Annotated in this window: 15 protein-coding genes; 3 read left to right on the top strand and 12 right to left on the bottom strand. The window is 59.7% G+C overall.

Annotated elements, in window-relative coordinates; translation table 11 throughout:
- Nucleotides 1-2: 2 nt before the first annotated feature.
- The 5 genes from AAAX31_RS06995 to AAAX31_RS07015 are packed head-to-tail and all read right to left on the bottom strand — an operon-like array spanning nucleotide 3 to nucleotide 3,565.
- Nucleotides 3-863, bottom strand: coding sequence for a PTS system mannose/fructose/sorbose family transporter subunit IID (locus AAAX31_RS06995; protein WP_117839968.1), 861 nt, complete (start codon nucleotides 861-863; stop codon nucleotides 3-5).
- Nucleotides 860-1,687: a PTS sugar transporter subunit IIC gene (locus AAAX31_RS07000; RefSeq protein ID WP_118345060.1), complete on the bottom strand. Its 828-nt coding sequence runs from the start codon at nucleotides 1,685-1,687 to the stop codon at nucleotides 860-862. The genes AAAX31_RS06995 and AAAX31_RS07000 overlap by 4 nt, the downstream gene beginning before the upstream one ends.
- Nucleotides 1,688-1,699: 12 nt before the next feature.
- Nucleotides 1,700-2,197, bottom strand: a complete 498-nt coding sequence (locus AAAX31_RS07005) for a PTS sugar transporter subunit IIB (protein WP_117839966.1) — start codon at nucleotides 2,195-2,197, stop codon at nucleotides 1,700-1,702.
- Nucleotides 2,198-2,244: 47 nt separating this feature from the next.
- Complete coding sequence (locus AAAX31_RS07010; RefSeq protein WP_349076655.1) at nucleotides 2,245-2,667, bottom strand: hypothetical protein; 423 nt, start codon at nucleotides 2,665-2,667, stop codon at nucleotides 2,245-2,247.
- Nucleotides 2,668-2,677: 10 nt separating this feature from the next.
- The gene (locus AAAX31_RS07015) at nucleotides 2,678-3,565 is read right to left on the bottom strand and encodes a class II fructose-bisphosphate aldolase (RefSeq protein ID WP_117839964.1); all 888 of its coding nucleotides are present in this window, start codon (nucleotides 3,563-3,565) and stop codon (nucleotides 2,678-2,680) included.
- 249 nt (nucleotides 3,566-3,814) lie between these two features.
- Between AAAX31_RS07015 and AAAX31_RS07020 the strand changes: the two genes are divergently transcribed.
- The gene (locus AAAX31_RS07020; protein ID WP_158558612.1) at nucleotides 3,815-4,603 is read left to right on the top strand and encodes a DeoR/GlpR family DNA-binding transcription regulator; all 789 of its coding nucleotides are present in this window, start codon (nucleotides 3,815-3,817) and stop codon (nucleotides 4,601-4,603) included.
- Between the two features lie 74 nt (nucleotides 4,604-4,677).
- On the opposite strand, the gene clpB is transcribed toward AAAX31_RS07020, so the two are convergent.
- Complete coding sequence (clpB, locus tag AAAX31_RS07025; protein ID WP_349076658.1) at nucleotides 4,678-7,302, bottom strand: ATP-dependent chaperone ClpB; 2,625 nt, start codon at nucleotides 7,300-7,302, stop codon at nucleotides 4,678-4,680.
- A gap of 446 nt (nucleotides 7,303-7,748) precedes the next feature.
- A complete protein-coding gene (locus tag AAAX31_RS07030) occupies nucleotides 7,749-8,420 on the bottom strand; it encodes a hypothetical protein (RefSeq protein ID WP_147329350.1) in 672 nt (223 codons plus the stop codon).
- A 234-nt stretch (nucleotides 8,421-8,654) separates the two neighbouring features.
- Between AAAX31_RS07030 and AAAX31_RS07035 the strand changes: the two genes are divergently transcribed.
- On the top strand, nucleotides 8,655-9,323 hold the full coding sequence (locus AAAX31_RS07035; RefSeq protein ID WP_117583635.1) for a hypothetical protein: 669 nt from the start codon (nucleotides 8,655-8,657) through the stop codon (nucleotides 9,321-9,323).
- A gap of 273 nt (nucleotides 9,324-9,596) precedes the next feature.
- Here the strand turns inward: AAAX31_RS07035 and AAAX31_RS07040 are convergent, their stop codons facing one another.
- From AAAX31_RS07040 to dnaK, 5 genes are all read right to left on the bottom strand, one after another.
- Nucleotides 9,597-11,897 carry a hydratase gene (locus AAAX31_RS07040; protein ID WP_349076660.1) on the bottom strand — a complete coding sequence of 767 codons (2,301 nt, stop codon included), beginning with the start codon at nucleotides 11,895-11,897 and terminating at the stop codon, nucleotides 9,597-9,599.
- Nucleotides 11,898-12,184: 287 nt separating this feature from the next.
- Nucleotides 12,185-12,601, bottom strand: coding sequence for a helix-turn-helix transcriptional regulator (locus AAAX31_RS07045; RefSeq protein WP_089573643.1), 417 nt, complete (start codon nucleotides 12,599-12,601; stop codon nucleotides 12,185-12,187).
- 72 nt (nucleotides 12,602-12,673) lie between these two features.
- Entirely contained in the window at nucleotides 12,674-13,639 is a 966-nt protein-coding gene (locus tag AAAX31_RS07050; RefSeq protein ID WP_349076662.1) for a DnaJ C-terminal domain-containing protein, read from the bottom strand.
- 107 nt (nucleotides 13,640-13,746) lie between these two features.
- Nucleotides 13,747-14,589: a nucleotide exchange factor GrpE gene (locus AAAX31_RS07055; RefSeq protein WP_349076664.1), complete on the bottom strand. Its 843-nt coding sequence runs from the start codon at nucleotides 14,587-14,589 to the stop codon at nucleotides 13,747-13,749.
- 2 nt (nucleotides 14,590-14,591) lie between these two features.
- Nucleotides 14,592-16,484, bottom strand: a complete 1,893-nt coding sequence (gene dnaK / locus AAAX31_RS07060; protein ID WP_006235214.1) for a molecular chaperone DnaK — start codon at nucleotides 16,482-16,484, stop codon at nucleotides 14,592-14,594.
- A gap of 595 nt (nucleotides 16,485-17,079) precedes the next feature.
- Here dnaK and AAAX31_RS07065 point away from each other — a divergent pair.
- Nucleotides 17,080-17,265, top strand: a complete 186-nt coding sequence (locus tag AAAX31_RS07065) for a 4Fe-4S binding protein (RefSeq protein WP_006235216.1) — start codon at nucleotides 17,080-17,082, stop codon at nucleotides 17,263-17,265.
- The last annotated feature ends 248 nt before the right edge of the window (nucleotides 17,266-17,513 follow it).

Raw genomic sequence — 17,513 nt, forward strand, 5'->3', positions numbered from 1 at the left:
AACTAGCAAATCCCCGTCAGGCCAAGCACCAGGCCAATGATCATGGTGCCGATAATGATCCAGTTCACGTTGGTGTTCTTCTTGAGCAGCTTGAAACAACCCAGGGTGTACAGCAGCGGAATCAGGCCGATGAAGATCGTATCGAGATACGTCTGGATCATGACCGGATCGCCCTCGGGCATCGGAATTGAGATCGCGCAGTTGAACTTAACGAACGAGGCAGCCATGGCGCCGATCATCAGCAGGCCGAGCGTGCTTGAGAGTTTGGTTACAATACCCATCAAGCCGCTCTCGTAGATCTTGGTGATGAAGCTCGAACCGACGCGATACCCAAGAACCGTCAGCACCCAACGCGTAATCCACGACGGAATGTTGTAAATGAGCAGAAACGCGATCGGACCCAGAAGCGATCCGTTCTGAGAGCACAGCGCCATACCGACCGAGGCCGCGATAACACGGATAACGCCCCAGAAGATTGCATCGCCGATGCCCGACATGGGACCCATGAGCGAAGCTTTGACCGAGTCGATCGAATGCGTATCGAAATCAGGCTCGGCCGCGTTCTCCTTCTCCATCGAGGCAACAAGGCCCATGCAGAACGTACCGACATTTGACGTGATGTTATACCAGGTCGAATGGCGTACCAGGGCATCGCGACGCTGTTCTTTATCCGGGTAGAAACGCTCGATGGCAGGCCAGATGGACCACATGAAGCCTGAAGCGCCTCCGCGAGCGCCGCCGCCGTAATGGGCAAAGACGTTGAACGAGTGGAAGAAGATGCCGCGCAGCATCTTACGGTCTTCAGCGGAAAGATCCTTAGTGGAGATGCTGATCTTCTCGCTTGCGGTATCGGTGGTACTCATGCGAAGAAATCCTCCTCTTCGAGCTCGGCGACGGACTGGGCACCAGCTGCGACGCCCGATTCGCGCAAGGCCTTAATCTGGTTGCGCAGGTCGAGATTTTCAAGGTCACGCAGGGCCGTAACGACCAAGATCACTGCACCGACGGCGGCAATTGCGACCATGGGCATGTTGAGATATTGGAAGAGCACGAAGCCGAGCAGGAAATAAATTGCAATCTTGTTATCCCAGAGCATGCGCAGAAGTAGCGCCATGCCCACGGCGGGAAGCAGGCCGGATGCAGCATTGAACCCGTTCAGGACCGCCTGCGGCACCATATTCATAAGCTGCGATGCCGGCTCGGCACCGACCCACACCGCCAAAAACGTCGGGATGGCGAATAGACCGTTCATGACTACGGCGCCGCCAAAATGGCAGATGAAGAGCTTCTTACTGTCACCCGAGTTCGCGGCCCAATCAATAACAGGAGCCCAGAAAGACATGAGCACGTTGAGAACGAGCGAGTAGATGATGTTCGCAAAAATAGCCGCAGCCACCGCGAGCGGAATCGCTACGCCCTGCTCCATGCCAGACACGACCACGAAGCACACAGCGAGCACCGTTCCTGCCACCGTATCAGCCGAAGTCGCACCGCCCACGTTGACGCTTCCGATGAAAATAGCCTGGAGCGCAGCACCGATGATAATGCCTGCGGTAACATCGCCAAAGATAATGCCCGCCACAAGACCCACGCCCAGGGGCTGGTCAATCATGGGCTGTCCAAACGTCCATTGGACGAAATAGCAGATAAAAGCTGCCAAATATGCCAAGAGCGCAGTCGTCAGCATATCAATCCCTCCTTAGAGCTTTGCCAGCAGGTCGGAAACCTTGACCTTACCGTCTGTAACGCCGACCTGATGAAACACCGGCAGATCTTGCTCACACAGCTCGCGCGCTGCAGCCACCTCGTCTGGATTGAGCGTTACACCCGTTGTCAGCAGCACCTTGGCTGCATCGTCGCTTCGATCGAAGCGGCCGACATTCGCAACGTTCACGCTGCCGATCCTACCGGGAGCCCCTTTCACTAGTTTGAGTGCATCGGCGATGTTCCCAGTAAGGGCGAAGATGCGCATCTCGCCCGCACGCGGATCGTTAGCAATCTTGATAGCGTCGTCTATTGTACGGATGAGAAGCTTCTGCCCACTCGGGCAAGCCATCTTGAGCGTCGACGACTGGGTTTCATTTTGGGCCGCAGCGTCATTCGCGACTAAAATACCCTTGGTGCTCAGCTCCTTTCCCCACATGAGCGTGACCTGTCCGTGAACCAGGCGGTCATCCACTCGCAGCTGAACGATCATTTCGTTCTCCTTTCGTCTTCGCTCCGCCCGCCAAAGCGGACCACTTCCTATCCAAAGAAATCGTCATCGGTATCTGTCGCCCCGCCTGCCCGCAGGACCACACGCCGCATGGAGGTCGATGCCTGCGCGATTACGTTGTCGATATACTCGGGCGTGAACGCCTCGCCCGTAATCAGGCATTCGAGAATTAACGCGATGTTGAAACCGGTCACATGTACGATGCCGTGCTTTTCCGGCTGCATGGCCGTAACCATGTTGCAGACGCTCCCGCCCAAAAGATCGGTAACGATCAACGCATCGTCCTCTGGCCTCACGCCATCGATAAACGCTGCGATCTGCTCATTGGGATCCGATTCGTCCACATAGCAATCAACGACGGTTATGGCGCTATCCTCATGAAGCAGCACCTCAGCCACACTTTTGACGCCACTTGCTAGGCGTCCGTGGGTTGCAACTAAAATTTTCTTCATAGCACACCCCTTAAGCCAAAGGAGCCGCGCCATTGGCGAATACTCGCACGACATGCTCGAATGTGCTGCGCAGGCTCTCGAACGCGACTGCCGTCATATCGTGCCAATAGATCGGAGCATCCGGATGCCCCTCAGTCTTTTCATCAACCATGGCGCGCACGGCATCGCCGGCATATTTAACGCCATACGTGTAGTAGTTAATCTTGCGGATGCCGGCATTGATGGCACGAGCGTAATCCTCGTCGGAAACACCGGAGCCACCGTGCATGACAAGTGGCACGTTCACACAGCTGCGAATGTCGGTCAGAACGTCAATGTTCAAATGGGGCTCGCCCTTATACAGGCCGTGCACCGTTCCGAACGAGCAGGCCAGGATATCGAGCCCCGTGGACTCAACGAAGTCACGCGCCTGGTCAGGATCGGTATAGATGGCGCCCGCCTCTTCCGCCGTGGACCCAGCATCAGGATCGCCACCCTCACGCGACCCCATAGAACCAAGTTCGCACTCAAGGCCTGCACCAAAGTCGGCGCACATCTGGGCAGCGTACTGGGAAAGCTCAACATTACGTTCGTAGGAAAGTGCAGAACCGTCGAACATGACGCCCGTGAAACCGAGCTCCAACGCACGACGAGCATAGGATAGATTCTCACAATGATCCAGATTCAGGCAGATATGCGCACTCGAGCGCTCAGCCAGTGCTGTAACCAGCGGAGCCACCACGTCAATCGGCACCAGCGACTCGTGAACCTCGGCATGCTGGATGATAATCGGATAACCTGTTTCCTCCGCCACGTCCACAGCGGCGCGGACGGCCTCAAGACTCGCGGAATTTACTGCAGCGACCGCCATATTGTTCTGTTCGGCGATGTTGCAGATATCTCTCATACTGACGAGCATCTGTTCTCCTTTCCTCAGGCAGACCATCGCTGTTTGGCTTTCTCCAAACGCAACATTTTGCGAGTTCATTATATTGCGTTTTGTTTTGTTTTGTTTCGGAATTGACGTCTGCTACCGCGAACGGTCGAAAACCTACCCCGAACGTTCGATATGTTTTGTTTAGAGTTGTTTTATTTCATTTCAGGAATTGTTGTTCTGGTAAAACTGAAGGTAACAAGCCTTGTCCCACAACAAGCCCTGGGAGTTCTTATGAGTGAACCGCGTCCCTATTACCTGGAAGAACGGCAGGAAGAAATACTCGACTTACTCAATGCGAACAGCACTGTTCGCATTGTTGACCTCAGCGAGCGCTTTGGTGTTTCGGAAGCGACCATTCGAAAGGATATGCGGGCTCTCGAAGGCAGAGGACTTCTCAGGCGAACCCATGGCGGCGCGATCTTACCGAACCCCAATTCTCGCGAACTTTCGTTTGAAGACGCTTCTTCGACGGCCCAAGACGAAAAACGCCGCATCGGTTACGCTGCGGCGAAAATGGTGCGCGACGGCGACACGTTCTTTCTTCAATCGGGAACAACAACGGGCTGCATGCTACGCGCTCTCAAGGGCCGCAAGAATCTCACGGTTCTCACGAACGACCTATCTCACGCGATACTTGCCGAAGAATTGCTGGTGGACAGCGAGGTCATTCTCCTGGGCGGACAACTGAGATTTGGCTATCACTACACACAGGGCAACGAGACTATCCGGCTGCTTAACGAGTACTTTGTTCCCACTGCTTTCATGGGAACCAATACCTTCTCGTTTTCAAAAGGATTTATGGCGCATCGATTGGAGCAGGCGAACATGGTGAGCGCCATCGCGAACGCTGCCGACCGACGCATAACCCTCATGGACTCATCGAAAATCGGCGTCATCGGCTTGGTTCACGCCCTTGACCTCAATGAGATTAACTGCCTGATCACCGACACCGGCGTCGATGCGGACACGAGGCAGCGACTTGCCGAGCTTGCCCCCAACTTGGAGATCATCTACGCCTAGACTGCCCGGCACATTCGACGCAGCATGAAAAAGGGGCGACGGGTAAATCCCGCCGCCCCTTTGCTTGAGCTCAGCTATTCCTCGGGCGCCTCGTATATCGGCGTCGGCGTGTTGTCGCACACGACGGTAAAACCGCCGTCCTTGTCGACATCGACCGTCACCTGATCGCCCTCGCGCACCGTGCCGTCGATGATAGCGGCCGCGATGGCATCCACGACCTCGCGCTGGACCAGACGCTTGAGCGGACGAGCGCCAAAGACCGGGTCCAGGCCGCCCACGGCGAGCATCTGCTTGGCCGCCGGGGTGATGGCAAGCGTCATACGCTCCTTGGCCAAACGTGCGCGGACGTCGGCGAGCTGGATATCGACGATCTTCTCAATCTGCGCCATGCCGAGCGGATGGAACACCACGATATCGTCGATACGGTTGAGGAACTCGGGGCGGAAGGTCTGAGCCATGGCCGCGTCAACCTGATGGCGCATCTCCTCCTCGTCCTTACCGGAAAGCTCGGCGATAGCCTTGGAGCCCACGTTAGATGTCATGATGATGATCGTGTTCTTGAAGGACACCTGACGACCCTGGCCGTCGGTCAGACGACCGTCGTCGAGCACCTGCAGCAGCACGTTGAAGACATCCGGATGAGCCTTCTCCATCTCGTCGAGCAAAATCACGGAGTACGGACGACGGCGCACAGCCTCGGTGAGCTGACCACCCTCGTCGTAACCCACGTATCCCGGGGGCGCACCGATCAAACGCTGGACGCTGAACTTCTCCATGTACTCGGACATGTCGATACGCACGAGCGCGCGCTCGTCATCGAACAGGCACTCGGCCAGCGCCTTGGCGAGCTCGGTCTTGCCCACGCCGGTGGGGCCCAGGAAGAAGAAGCTGCCGATGGGCTTGTCCGGATCGGAGAGTCCCGCGCGGCTGCGGCGCACGGCCGCGGCGACGGCAGACACGGCCTCGTCCTGGCCGATAACGCGCTTGTGCAGCTCGCCCTCCAGACCCTTCAGCTTGTCGAGCTCGCCCTGCATCATCTTGGAGACGGGCACGCCAGTCCAAGCGCTCACGACCTCAGCGATCTCATCGGAGGTCACCTGCTCGTTGAGGCCCTCGCCGTCCTGCTGCTTTTGCGCCTCGAGCGCAGCCTCGGAATCCTGAATCTGCTGCTGCAGGCCCGGAATCACGGAGTAGCGCAGCTCGGACGCACGGCCCAGGTCGCCGTTGCGCGTCGCACGTTCCTCTTCGCTCTTGGCCTCGTCGAGCTGTCCCTTGAGCTCCTGCACGTGGTCGATGGCGTTCTTTTGGTTGAGCCAGCCGGCCTTTTGCACGTTGAGCTTTTCTTGGACCTCGGCAATCTCTTGGCGCAGGGCCTCCAGACGCTCCTTGGAGGCGTCGTCGGTCTCCTTCATGAGCGCCTGCTCCTCGATCTGCAGCTGGGTGAGCTGACGCGTGGTGGCATCGATCTCGACCGGCATGCTGTCGAGCTCCATGCGCAGGCGGCTTGCCGCCTCATCGACCAGGTCGATGGCCTTGTCGGGCAGGAAGCGATCGGCGATGTAACGATCGGAGAGATCGGCGGCGGCCACGAGTGCGCTATCGGTGATGTGCACGCCGTGGAAGATCTCGTACTTCTCCTTGAGGCCACGCAGGATCGAGATGGTGTCCTCGACGGTAGGCTCGCTCACCATAACGGTCTGGAAACGACGGGCGAGCGCCGCGTCCTTCTCGATGTACTTACGGTACTCGTCGAGCGTGGTCGCGCCGATCGCATGCAGGTCGCCACGGGCGAGCGCAGGCTTGAGGATGTTGCCGGCGTCCATGGAGCCCTCGGTGGCACCCGCGCCCACGATGGTGTGGAGCTCATCGATGAACAGGATGACCTTACCTTCCGATTTTTGCACTTCCTTGAGCACGGCCTTCAAGCGGTCCTCGAACTCGCCGCGATACTTGGCGCCGGCGACCAGCGCGCTCATGTCGAGCTCGATAAGGTCGCGGTCGCGCAGGGTGCTCGGCACGTCGCCGGCCACGATACGCTGGGCGATGCCCTCGACGATAGCAGTTTTACCGACGCCCGGCTCGCCGATGAGCACGGGGTTGTTCTTGGTACGACGGGACAGGACCTGAATAGTACGGCGAATCTCGTCGGTACGGCCGATGACCGGGTCGAGCTTGCCGGCACGGGCAAGGTCGCAGATATTGCGGCCGTACTGCTCCAGCGCCTCAAACTGCGTCTTGTCCTCGGCAGACGTCACGCGGTCATCGCCGCGCAGTTCCTCGTAGACTTGCTCGATGCGCTCCTTGGTGACGCCGGCGTCGCGCAGCACGCGACCCGCCTCACCCTTGTCCTCGGCAAGTGCCATCAGCAGATGCTCGGTCACCACAAAGCTGTCGCCCATCTTGGTGGCCTTCTTCTCGGCCTTTTCGATGACGCGGACGAGCTCGTTGGACAGGCCCATCTGCTGACCCTCGCCCGACACCTTGGGCGCATGGTCGATGGCATCTTGTGTGGAGCGTGCAAGCTGGGCCGGGTCGGCACCGATGCGCTCGATGATCACGGAGATATTGCGCTCGCCGGCACCGAGCAGGGCGGACAGCAAGTGAATCGGCTCCACCGCGCCGGCCTGCGCGTCGGCAGCCGTGCTCATGGCGGTCTGCAGCGCCTCGCGCGACGTCATTGCTAGCTTATCGATTCTCATGGAATCACCTCTCTTGGGGCGGCCGCCCTACGGGGCGGCTTCACGTTGTTCGAGAAGTATTGTTGCCAGCTTTGCGCGATCTTATACATAAATCTAAGTCTCTATATATAAGATTTTCTGAGTGATTGAAAGATAGGGAGCAGGTGCGCTCACCCGCTACGGCCTCGTCCCCTTACTATCTCAATCTGTAACATCTAGCGGCTGTTTATGGCTCTAGATGTTACAGATCGAGATGAAATGACCAGCGCACCCGTTTATCTAAATCTGTAACATCTAGTCAGCAAATAGAGCTCTATCTGTTACAAATCGAGACGAACAGAAAACACCCGGATCAAAAATCTAAATCTGTAACACCGGGCCCACTTTTAGCGGCCAAGATGTTACAGATCGAGACAGACCGAAAACCACCACAAAGAGGACAGGCACCTTTGTGGTGGTCGCGGTCTCTACTCCTTCGCCGAACCCGTACTTCCCGATTCGACGGTCCAGGGCATCTCATCCTCGAACAGCCATGTACGGGCAGACCCACTATCGCGTGCAGTCTGCGGGTCAGGCAAGCAGGTCTGTTTATAGGCATCTTGGATACACTGACCCATAAAATCGTTGAGCTCGGTCTGGTCGCCCTCCATGACATAGGCGACATCGCCGTCCATGATGTAGATGCCCGGCCCCTCATTGCCCTCGTAGCCCGGATCGTACGAGACATCACATAACTTTGCGCCGTTTGCAGTGTCCAGCTCGATGGAAGAGTGGCATCCGCCAACCATGTCGTTCGCTTTTGCCCGATAGGACGCATATCCGTACCAACGCTTAAATGTTTTGCCCTTGAGTAGCTCGGACGCCCTATCGATCAGGCTTGTATCCGTGGTATAGCGCATGGCCCCAAGCTGAATACGCGGATAATTGCTAATACCCAGCACAGCCGGCTGCTCATCAAAATCAACGGTAATGGTCTCGGGCTTGTCGTCGCCGGTCAGAAGTTCGACAGATTGAGTCACAGGCTTGACCACCGGCTCCGTCACCGCAGCAGGTAGAAATGCCATACCGACAGCGCCCGCGCCAACCACAGCGATCGCAAGCGCCAAGACAATCAATCCAATACGGGCAGAACGGCTCACGGCAAAACACCCCACAATGCAAACCTTCGCCACCTGCACTAATGATACCGCCAGCTAACACTATTACCAAAAGAAGCCGCGCGCTCCTCACCACCACAAAGGGGACAGGCACCTTTGTGGTGGTTTTCGACGCTAACGGTCGACCATCTCGCGCAATGAGATTAAACTTGAATTGCTCTCTGAACATATCCATTTCTGCCTATCCTCAACAGATCTTTGTCTCGAGGAGCGCATATGAAGCCGCCTCATTCCACCGGTCGCAACGTCATCGCCATTCTCGCCATACCCATCGTGATGCTCTTCCTTATCGTCATCACGCCCTTTTCCCTTGGTATCACCTCGCCCTTCGATTTATGCGGAATGGTCGACGCCGGCTCGCGTGCCACCTCGCTCTCCTTTATCTGTCGCGGCGTGTTTTACGAAGATGGAATTCCCACCGGAAGTTGGCAGTCAAAGTTGCCACTGCTCGGTCAGATCGACGGATGCTCCCCCTATTTCTGCCTTGGACCTCAGACGCTAAACTATCTAATCGACGACCAGCCACTCGACTTCATCACCCTCGCCTACGACTACGCACCAAACACCGATGAGCGCCACATGAACCAAGTCCTCGACAAGATGCTTGGACAGTGCGGGCTCACCGAGGAGGCCGGTCGAACCATCTATAGCAACCAGAAATTAAAGCGAACAGAACTCCGCCGTGTCGGAAAAATCAAAGGGCGAAACGGGGCCGCCTACTGGGATGCCTGGGCAACACGCGACAAGGGCGAATTCGGACACAGCACCTATATGGTCACTGTCTACACCAAAGACGGAATTAAGGACAATGTTGACGATTTCGCGTCATCCAAACTCGGCATCCCCAAAACAACCAAACCCGCCAGCCCAGATGAAATTCTGTAGAGCCGCCCATTAACATGCCGCTCAACGATCACAACAGCATCGAGCTCGTCCCCACCACCACAAAGGTGCCTGCCCCCTTTGTGGTGGTTTTCGACAAAAAGAAGCCGCCCCAATAAAAAGGGGCGGCATCAAGTAAGTCTATTTATTAGCGTCCCCCAAGACCCAACGAGAACGCAGAAATGTAGCCCGGGGCTTACCCTTTCCCGAGCGCGACCCTCGCGAAGCGCGTGAGCGAGCGGGAAAGGGTAAGCCCCGGGCGGACAATTAAGTGCGTTACTCGGCAGCGGCCTTGAACTTGTTGTAGTTGATGAGGCAGCCGGCCTTGACGATGGCACGCTCCTCTGCCGTCATATCGGCAATGTAGAGCTCAATCTGCTCGACCGCACCATCGGCGCGCACCACGTAGGCGGTGATGTTCTTCAGGTCGCCATCGAGCGCGGCACGGATACCCGGCACAAAGACGTAATCGCCCACCTCAAAGTTGGGCTCCGCCTCCATCTGGAAGGGCACCATGCCCCAGTTCATCACGTTGGAGCGATAGCGCTTGGTGGCGTACTCGTGGACGATGTTGGCCAGGCCACCAATGACGCGCTGGCAGCTCGCGGCCTGCTCGCGGGCAGAACCGTCGCCGGGCTTTTTGGCATAGATCATGGAGCCAAACTCGGTCGCCTTGGCATCGGCCGTAACACCCGCGCCGGCCAGTGCCTTGAACACGCCAGCAAGCTCGGCATCGAGCGCCGCCAGGTCGCCCGCGGACTCACCGGCAACGCGACGCTTCTCCACAGCGTCGACCTCCTTGGAGCGACCCACGTAGGCCGGGTCGCGGCGGCTCAGCGTAAACTCAGCCAGGCCCAGCGGGTTGGAGCGGAAGGAGCTCGTCTCGCCCGAGGGAATGAGCTCGTCGGTCGTGGTGACCGGGTCCATGATCTTGGAGCAAACCTTGAGCAGGATGTCGTCGCCGAGCGGCTCCATCGCGGGCCACGGCTTGATGTTGGGGCCTTCGACCAGCTCGTCGGCAGGCTCCGCCTTGCCAAAGCCCCAGTACACGCGCTTCTTGTACGGCGCGTCGTCAAAGGTGTACTCGCAGGCCTCGTCCCAAGTGTCCTCGGGCAGGTCGGTCGCCGGCGTCAGGACGCCGCCGTTGGCAGCCGTTGCCGCAATGGAGCGGGCGTCCATCAGGGCCACGGCGCTCAGCTGGCCATTACCCGGCTTGGAACCCTCGCGGTTGGGGAAGTTGCGCGTGGTGTGACGGATCGAAAGGCCGTTGTTGGCGGGCGTGTCGCCGGCGCCGAAGCACGGGCCGCAGAATGCCGTGCGCACGATTGCGCCGGCCTCCATGAGGTCGTAGATGTAGCCGCGGCGTGTAAGTTCGAGCGCCACGGGCTGGCTCGTGGGATAGACCGACAGCGAGAACTCGCCGCAGCCGGTATTGGCGCCCTTGAGCACGCGGGCAGCCTGGACCACGGAGTCATAGTTGCCGCCCGAGCAGCCGGCGATAACGCCCTGCTGCACGTGCAGCTTGCCGTCGACGATCTTGTCGAGCAGGCTAAAGTGCGTCTTGCCCTCGCCGATCTTGGCGGCCTCGAGCTCCACCTCGTGCAGGATGTCCTCGAGGTTCTCGTTGAGCTCGTCGATCTCAAAGCCGTTGGAAGGATGGAACGGCAGTGCGATCATGGGCTTGATGCTCGACAGGTCGACCTCGACGCAACCGTCGTAGTAGGCGACATCGGCGGGCTTGAGCTCGCGATAGTCGTCGCCGCGGCTGTGCATGGTCAAAAACGCGTGCGTGTCCTCGTCGGTGGCCCAGATGCTCGACAGGCAGGTGGTCTCGGTGGTCATGACGTCAACGCCGTTGCGGTAGTCGGTCGTCATGCTCGCGATGCCCGGGCCCACAAACTCCATGACATTGTTCTTGACGTAGCCCTTGGCAAAGACGGCGCGAATGATGGCGAGCGCCACGTCGTGCGGGCCGACGCCGGGGCGCGGGGCGCCCGTGAGGTAGATGGCCACGACGCCGGGATAGGCGACATCGTAGGTGTCGCGCAGCAGCTGCTTTGCCAACTCGCCGCCGCCCTCGCCCACGGCTATGGTACCCAGGGCACCATAGCGGGTGTGCGAGTCGGAACCCAGGATCATCTTGCCGCAACCGGCGAAGTTCTCGCGCATAAAGGAGTGGATGACGGCGATGTGCGGCGGAACGAAGATGCCGCCGTACTTCTTGGCTGCGGAAAGGCCAAAGACGTGGTCGTCCTCGTTGATGGTGCCGCCCACGGCGCACAGCGAGTTGTGGCAGTTGGTGAGCACGTAGGGCAGCGGGAACTGCTCCATGCCCGAGGCGCGCGCCGTCTGGATGATGCCGACAAAGGTGATGTCATGGCTCGCCATGGCGTCGAAGCGAATCTTGAGCGCCTCGGGGTCGCCGGACGTATTGTGTGCCTGAAGGATCGAATACGCGATGGTGCCGCGCTTGGCATCCTCGGGCGTCTGCGTAATACCGCGCTCGGCAGCCTCGGCCGCAGGCACAACCTCGCTGCCGCCGCGCAGGTAGATGCCGTCCTCGTACAGCTTGACCATACTGTCTCCCACTCTGCCCAAAACGATTTGGGCGCATAGCATACATTCGTTCAATATCGTGCCATAGAACAGTTGCCAGCGGGTTACGAATCTGCACGTTCACTTTATCTCAGTAAAGCAAAGAACGAGTTGGGTGCCGGGGGCAGACTTAGACGCCGAAATGACGAGAGTGGATAATCTCCCACTTTGAGCCTGCAAACAGGCCAAAAACGGGAGATTATCCACTCTCATTCTGCGGGCACTCATTTAAGTCTGTCCCCAATGAGTGCCCGGCAGCGTCAGCGGAGCTATAGGTCGCTACCCGTACCTAGCAGCTTGCGCATGACTTGCTCGGGGTTGACCGAGCCGTCGCGCGGGGCCAGGGCGGTGATCTTCTTCTGCATCTTATACTCGTGCAGCTCGTCCTCGAGCTGGCGCACGCGGGCGCGGAGCTTTTCGTTCTCGCGCTCGCGCTCCTCGGCACGCTCCTTCATATCGAGGATGCGCACCACGCCGGCAAGGTTGATGCCCTCGTCAGTCAGCTGGTTGATGAGCTCCAGGCGCTCGATATCGGCACGCGAATACAGACGCGTGTTGCCGCCCGAGCGCTGGGGGTTCACCAAGCCCTTGGACTCGTAGACGCGCAGAGTCTGCGGGTGCATGCCGGTCAGCTCGGCCGCCACGCTGATCATGTACAGCGGTTTGTTCCTATTGTCCTCGGCCATGCTACCTGACCCCTTTCCGTCTCGTTATCGTCCATCATAAGCCCGCGGGCGTGGTCGTGCGCCGCGACCGCCCTAGTACGTCGCCTTGTAACGATTGACCTTCTCGCGATAGTCGCGCGTGTCGGCCTCGCGCAGCTTGGTCATGGCATCGCGCTCGTCATCAGACAGGTTCGTGGGAACCTGCACCTTGATCTCGACGAGCAGCGCGCCCGTACGGCCACGGTGCTTAACGTCGGGCGCGCCCATCTCCTTAAAGCGGAACTTCTTGCCCGTCTGGGTACCCGCGGGCACCTTCAGACGAACCGTCGCACCGCCGGGCGTCGGCACGTCCACCGTGCAGCCGAGCGCCGCCTCATAGACCGAGACCGGTACCTCCATGGTCACGTCGGCACCTTTACGCTTAAACAGCGGGTGCTCCTCCACGTGCGTGGTCACGACCAGGTCGCCGCGCTCGCCGCCGGCAACTCCATACTCGCCGCGACACTTGTAGCGTAGTTTGCCGCCGTCGACCGCACCTGCGGGAACCGAGACCGTAATGGTTTGCTGCTCGCCCGTCGAGGGAATGCGATAGGTGACCTTGTGCGTCACGCCGCGAAACGCGTCCTCGGCCGTCACGTCGACAGTCAGCGACAGGTCGCCGCCCTTGCGAGCACGGCTGCGACCCGCACCGGCACCGGCATTACCCGCAGCCCCGGCAAAGCCCGAGCCCCAATCGCTGCCCCAAGCGCCGTTGCCGCTAAAGATGCTGTCGAAGATATCGCCCCAGCCGCTGGCGCCCGCGCCGGCACCGTAGCCGCCGCCATACGCGCCGCCCGCGCCCGGCATGCCGCCGAACATGAGCATCTGGTCGTACTCTTTGCGCTTCTTCTCGTCCGAAAGCGTCTCGTAAGCCTCGCTAATCTCCTTGAACTTGGCCTCGTCGCCGCCGGCATCGGGGTGATATTTTTGCGCGAGCTTGCGAAACGCGCTCTTGATCTCTTTGTCGGAGGCGCTCTTGGATACGCCCAGGATGTCATAGAAGGTTTTGCCTGCAGCCATCGTAGCTCCTCTCCTGTTTCATCCGCCGTCCAGCGGACGGCGGCTCATGCTTTCATATGGCACTAGGTCAGAAAGGGCCCCGGGTGTTGCCCCGGGGCCCTTCTCAATTACTCCTCGGTGCTCTCAGCCGTATCGGCCGCAGCATCCTCGGGCGCCGCTTCGGGCTCCGGTGCGGGGCGCTTCTCGCCACCGTAGGTCACCGTCACCATCGCGGAACGCAGAATGCGATCCGCCATGCGGTAGCCCTTCTGGTACACGTCGTTGACGGTCTCGTCGTACTGCGATGCGTCCTCGACGCGACCCACAGCCTGGTGCTCGAGCGGATCGAACGCCTCGCCCTTGGGGTCGATGGGCTCAACGCCCTCGTGCGCAAACACATCGAGCAGCTTGGCATGCACCGCGTCGACGCCATCGACGAACTGCTTAAAATCGTCGGAAAGCTCCTGGCTACGGGCATGGTCGATCGCGCGCTCGATATCGTCAATCACCGGCAGCAGCGCGGTGACAAGCTTCTCGGTCGCGCGCTCGCGCTCAGCGATGCGCTCGTTGGCGGTGCGGCGACGGAAGTTCTCCCAGTCGGCCTGTAGACGGGCAGTGCGCTCGGTGGCGTCCTTTGCCTTGTCCTCGGCGGCCTTCTGAGCCTCTGCCGCAGCATCGAGCTCGCTGCGCACGTCGGTAAGCTCCTTTTGGGCCTGCTCGAACTTGAGCTTAAAGTCGTTGTCGGCGGCTTCCTCACCGGCGCGGATAGCGGCTTCCACCATCTCGTCCTCGGTCATCGTCGCCTCCTTGTTGGAATCCTCTACCTGGTTCTCGGCAGCCTCGGCGGCCGGGGCCTCGTTGGCCTCGGTATCGTCGACGGCCTCTACGGGAATCTTCACGTCCTTCTCCTCAGAGTCAACGGGGGCGGCGCCAGTGGCGGCCGCCTCCGTGCGAGCTTTACGGGCGGACATGATTACTTGTCCTCGTCGTCCACGACCTCGTAGTCGGCGTCGACAACGTCATCGTCGGCAGGCTGGGCACCGGCGGCACCGTCGGTCTGCTGCTGAGCGTCGGCGTAGACAACCTGGGCCAGCTCGTAGGCCACGGACTGCAGGGACTCGCCGGCGGCCTTGATGGCCTCGACGTCAGAGCCCTCGAGCGCCTTCTTGGCGTCGGCGATAGCGGCCTCGGCCTTGGACTTCACGTCAGCGGAAACCTTGTCGCCCAGCTCGTTGAGGGTCTGCTCGGTGGAGTAGCACAGGCTGTCGGTCTGGTTGCGGACCTCGACCTCTTCCTTCTGCTTCTTGTCCTCCTCGGCATGAGCCTCGGCGTCCTTGACCATACGATCGACTTCGTCGTCGGAAAGCGCGGTGGAACCGGAAATGGTGATCTGCTGCTCCTTGCCGGTGCCCTTGTCCTTAGCGGAGACCTTGACGATACCGTTGGCGTCGATGTCGAAGGTGACCTCGATCTGCGGCACGCCGCGGCGGGCAGCCGGGATACCGGTCAGCTGGAACTTACCGAGCGACTTGTTGTCGCGGGCAAGCTCACGCTCGCCCTGGAGCACGTTGATCTCGACGCTGGTCTGGTTGTCGGCAGCGGTGGAGTAGACCTCGGTCTTGGAGGTCGGGATCGTGGTGTTGCGGTCGATCATCTTGGTCATGATGCCGCCCATGGTCTCGACACCCAGCGACAGCGGGGTAACGTCGAGCAGCAGGATGCCCTCGACGTCGCCGGTGAGCACGCCGCCCTGGACGGCGGCGCCGTCGGCAACGACCTCGTCGGGGTTCACGGACATGTTGGGCTGCTTGCCGGTCATAGTCTTGACGAGCTCCTGGACGGCGGGCATACGGGTGGAGCCGCCGACGAGGATGACCTCGGTCAGATCGGAGAGCTTAAGCTTGGCGTCGCGCAGGGCGTTGGTGACAGGCTGCTTGCAGCGCTCGAGCAGGTCGCGGGTGATCTTCTCGAACTCGGCGCGGGTCAGCGTGTAGTTGAGGTGCAGCGGGCCGGACTGGTTCATGGTAATGAACGGCAGGTTGATGGTGGTCTGCTGGGCGGCGGAGAGCTCCTTCTTGGCGTTCTCGGCGGCCTCCTTCAGACGCTGCAGGGCCATGGGGTCCTGACGCAGGTCGACACCGTTCTCCTGCTGGAACTTATCGGCCATCCAATCGATGACGCGCTGATCCCAGTCGTCGCCGCCCAGGTGGTTGTCGCCCGAGGTGGACAGAACCTCAAACACGCCGTCGGCGAGGTCGAGGATGGAGACGTCGAAGGTACCGCCGCCCAGGTCAAAGACCAGGATGCGCTGGTCGGTGCCCTGCTTGTCCAGGCCATAGGCCAGAGCAGCAGCGGTCGGCTCGTTGACGATACGCTTGACGTTGAGGCCGGCGATCTTACCGGCGTCCTTGGTGGCCTGACGCTGGGCGTCGTTGAAGTAGGCCGGGACGGTGATGACGGCGTCGGTGACGGTCTCGCCCAGATACTTCTCGGCGTCGGCCTTCATCTTGGCGAGCGTCATGGCGCTCACCTGCTCGGCGGTGTAATCCTTGCCCTCGATGTCGACGACGGCACGGCCACCCTGGCCCTCCTTGACCTCATACGGCACGGTCTTGATCTCGGAGGTGCACTCGGAATACTTGCGGCCCATGAAGCGCTTGATGGAGAACACGGTGTTCTTGGGGTTGGTGACAGCCTGGTTCTTAGCGGCCTTGCCCACGACGCGGTCGCCGTCGGCACGGAAGCCCACGACAGACGGGGTGGTGCGGTCGCCCTCGGCGTTCACGATGATGGTCGGAGAACCGCCCTCGAGGACGGCCATAGCGGAGTTGGTAGTACCAAGGTCGATACCAAGAATCTTGCCCATTAGAAATTCCCTCTCTCTTGTGCGTTTGCACCGACTCGGCGGTCTGCCGAGCGGTGTTTCGGCTTGTCTTTCAGGATGTAGTGTATCCCCTTATGGGCCGGAATATACAAAATCTAAGTCAATTCATATAAGATTTCTTATTGCTGAGAGTTTAGGTTCTTAAATGTGCAGGTAGATGCGCTGATTGAGTTCTCGGCAAATCTATCGAGATCTATGTAGAGATGGCTGAGGCTTGGGTCCGAGGGTGCCTGGGGCTGCCTTGCGGAAAGCTCGTCCCGTTTTGAGAGCTGATACCGGGTCGCAGTTTCCGCTAGCGGGCCCAACCGGAAACTACGACCCGGTTTTCGGCCAAATAACGGGATGCCCTTTCCGCAGGCGCGCTCAATAGCTCGATATTTCAAGTCACCTTTAGCTAACATTTGCGCAGCTCAACGGCCCCACCTGCGCATTTTTTAGTAAACCTTGGCATACTCGGCGAACGGTATGAAGATGCCGGTCAGAGGGTATTGCAAACGGTCGCTCCCGTGGTATGTTTTTGCCCGAATCAAACCGGCGCGCATCGCCTGTAGCGTCGGTCAACAGAGAGGAAACTACCATGGCTCATCCCGTAATTGATGCCGACGAGTGCATCGCTTGTGGCGTTTGCGTCGACTCCTGCCCCGCTGGCGTTCTGGAGCTCCAGGACGTCGCTACCGTCGCTGACGAGGACTCCTGCGTCGCCTGTGGCGCTTGCCAGGACGCTTGCCCCGCTGGCGCGATCACCGAGATCGTCGAGGAGTAACAACTCCCCCACTTGCACACTCAAAAGTACACCGTGCACAAAAAAGGAGGCCTCCGCATCGCCGCGGAGGCCTCCTTTTTGTGCGGATAACTAATTTGGCACCGTCGCAGGTTGAGCCCACGTCAGACACTATGACCCAATCCAGGGGCACGGAAACGACAGGAGCCCCCGCTCGTGACCGCGGGTCGGGGCTGCGACAATGTTGTTGAAGTGCCAGAGGCGCAGCCGCGCCGCAACGAGGTTGGGAG

This window comes from Collinsella sp. CLA-ER-H5 (genome assembly GCF_040092375.1).
Classification (GTDB): domain Bacteria; phylum Actinomycetota; class Coriobacteriia; order Coriobacteriales; family Coriobacteriaceae; genus Collinsella.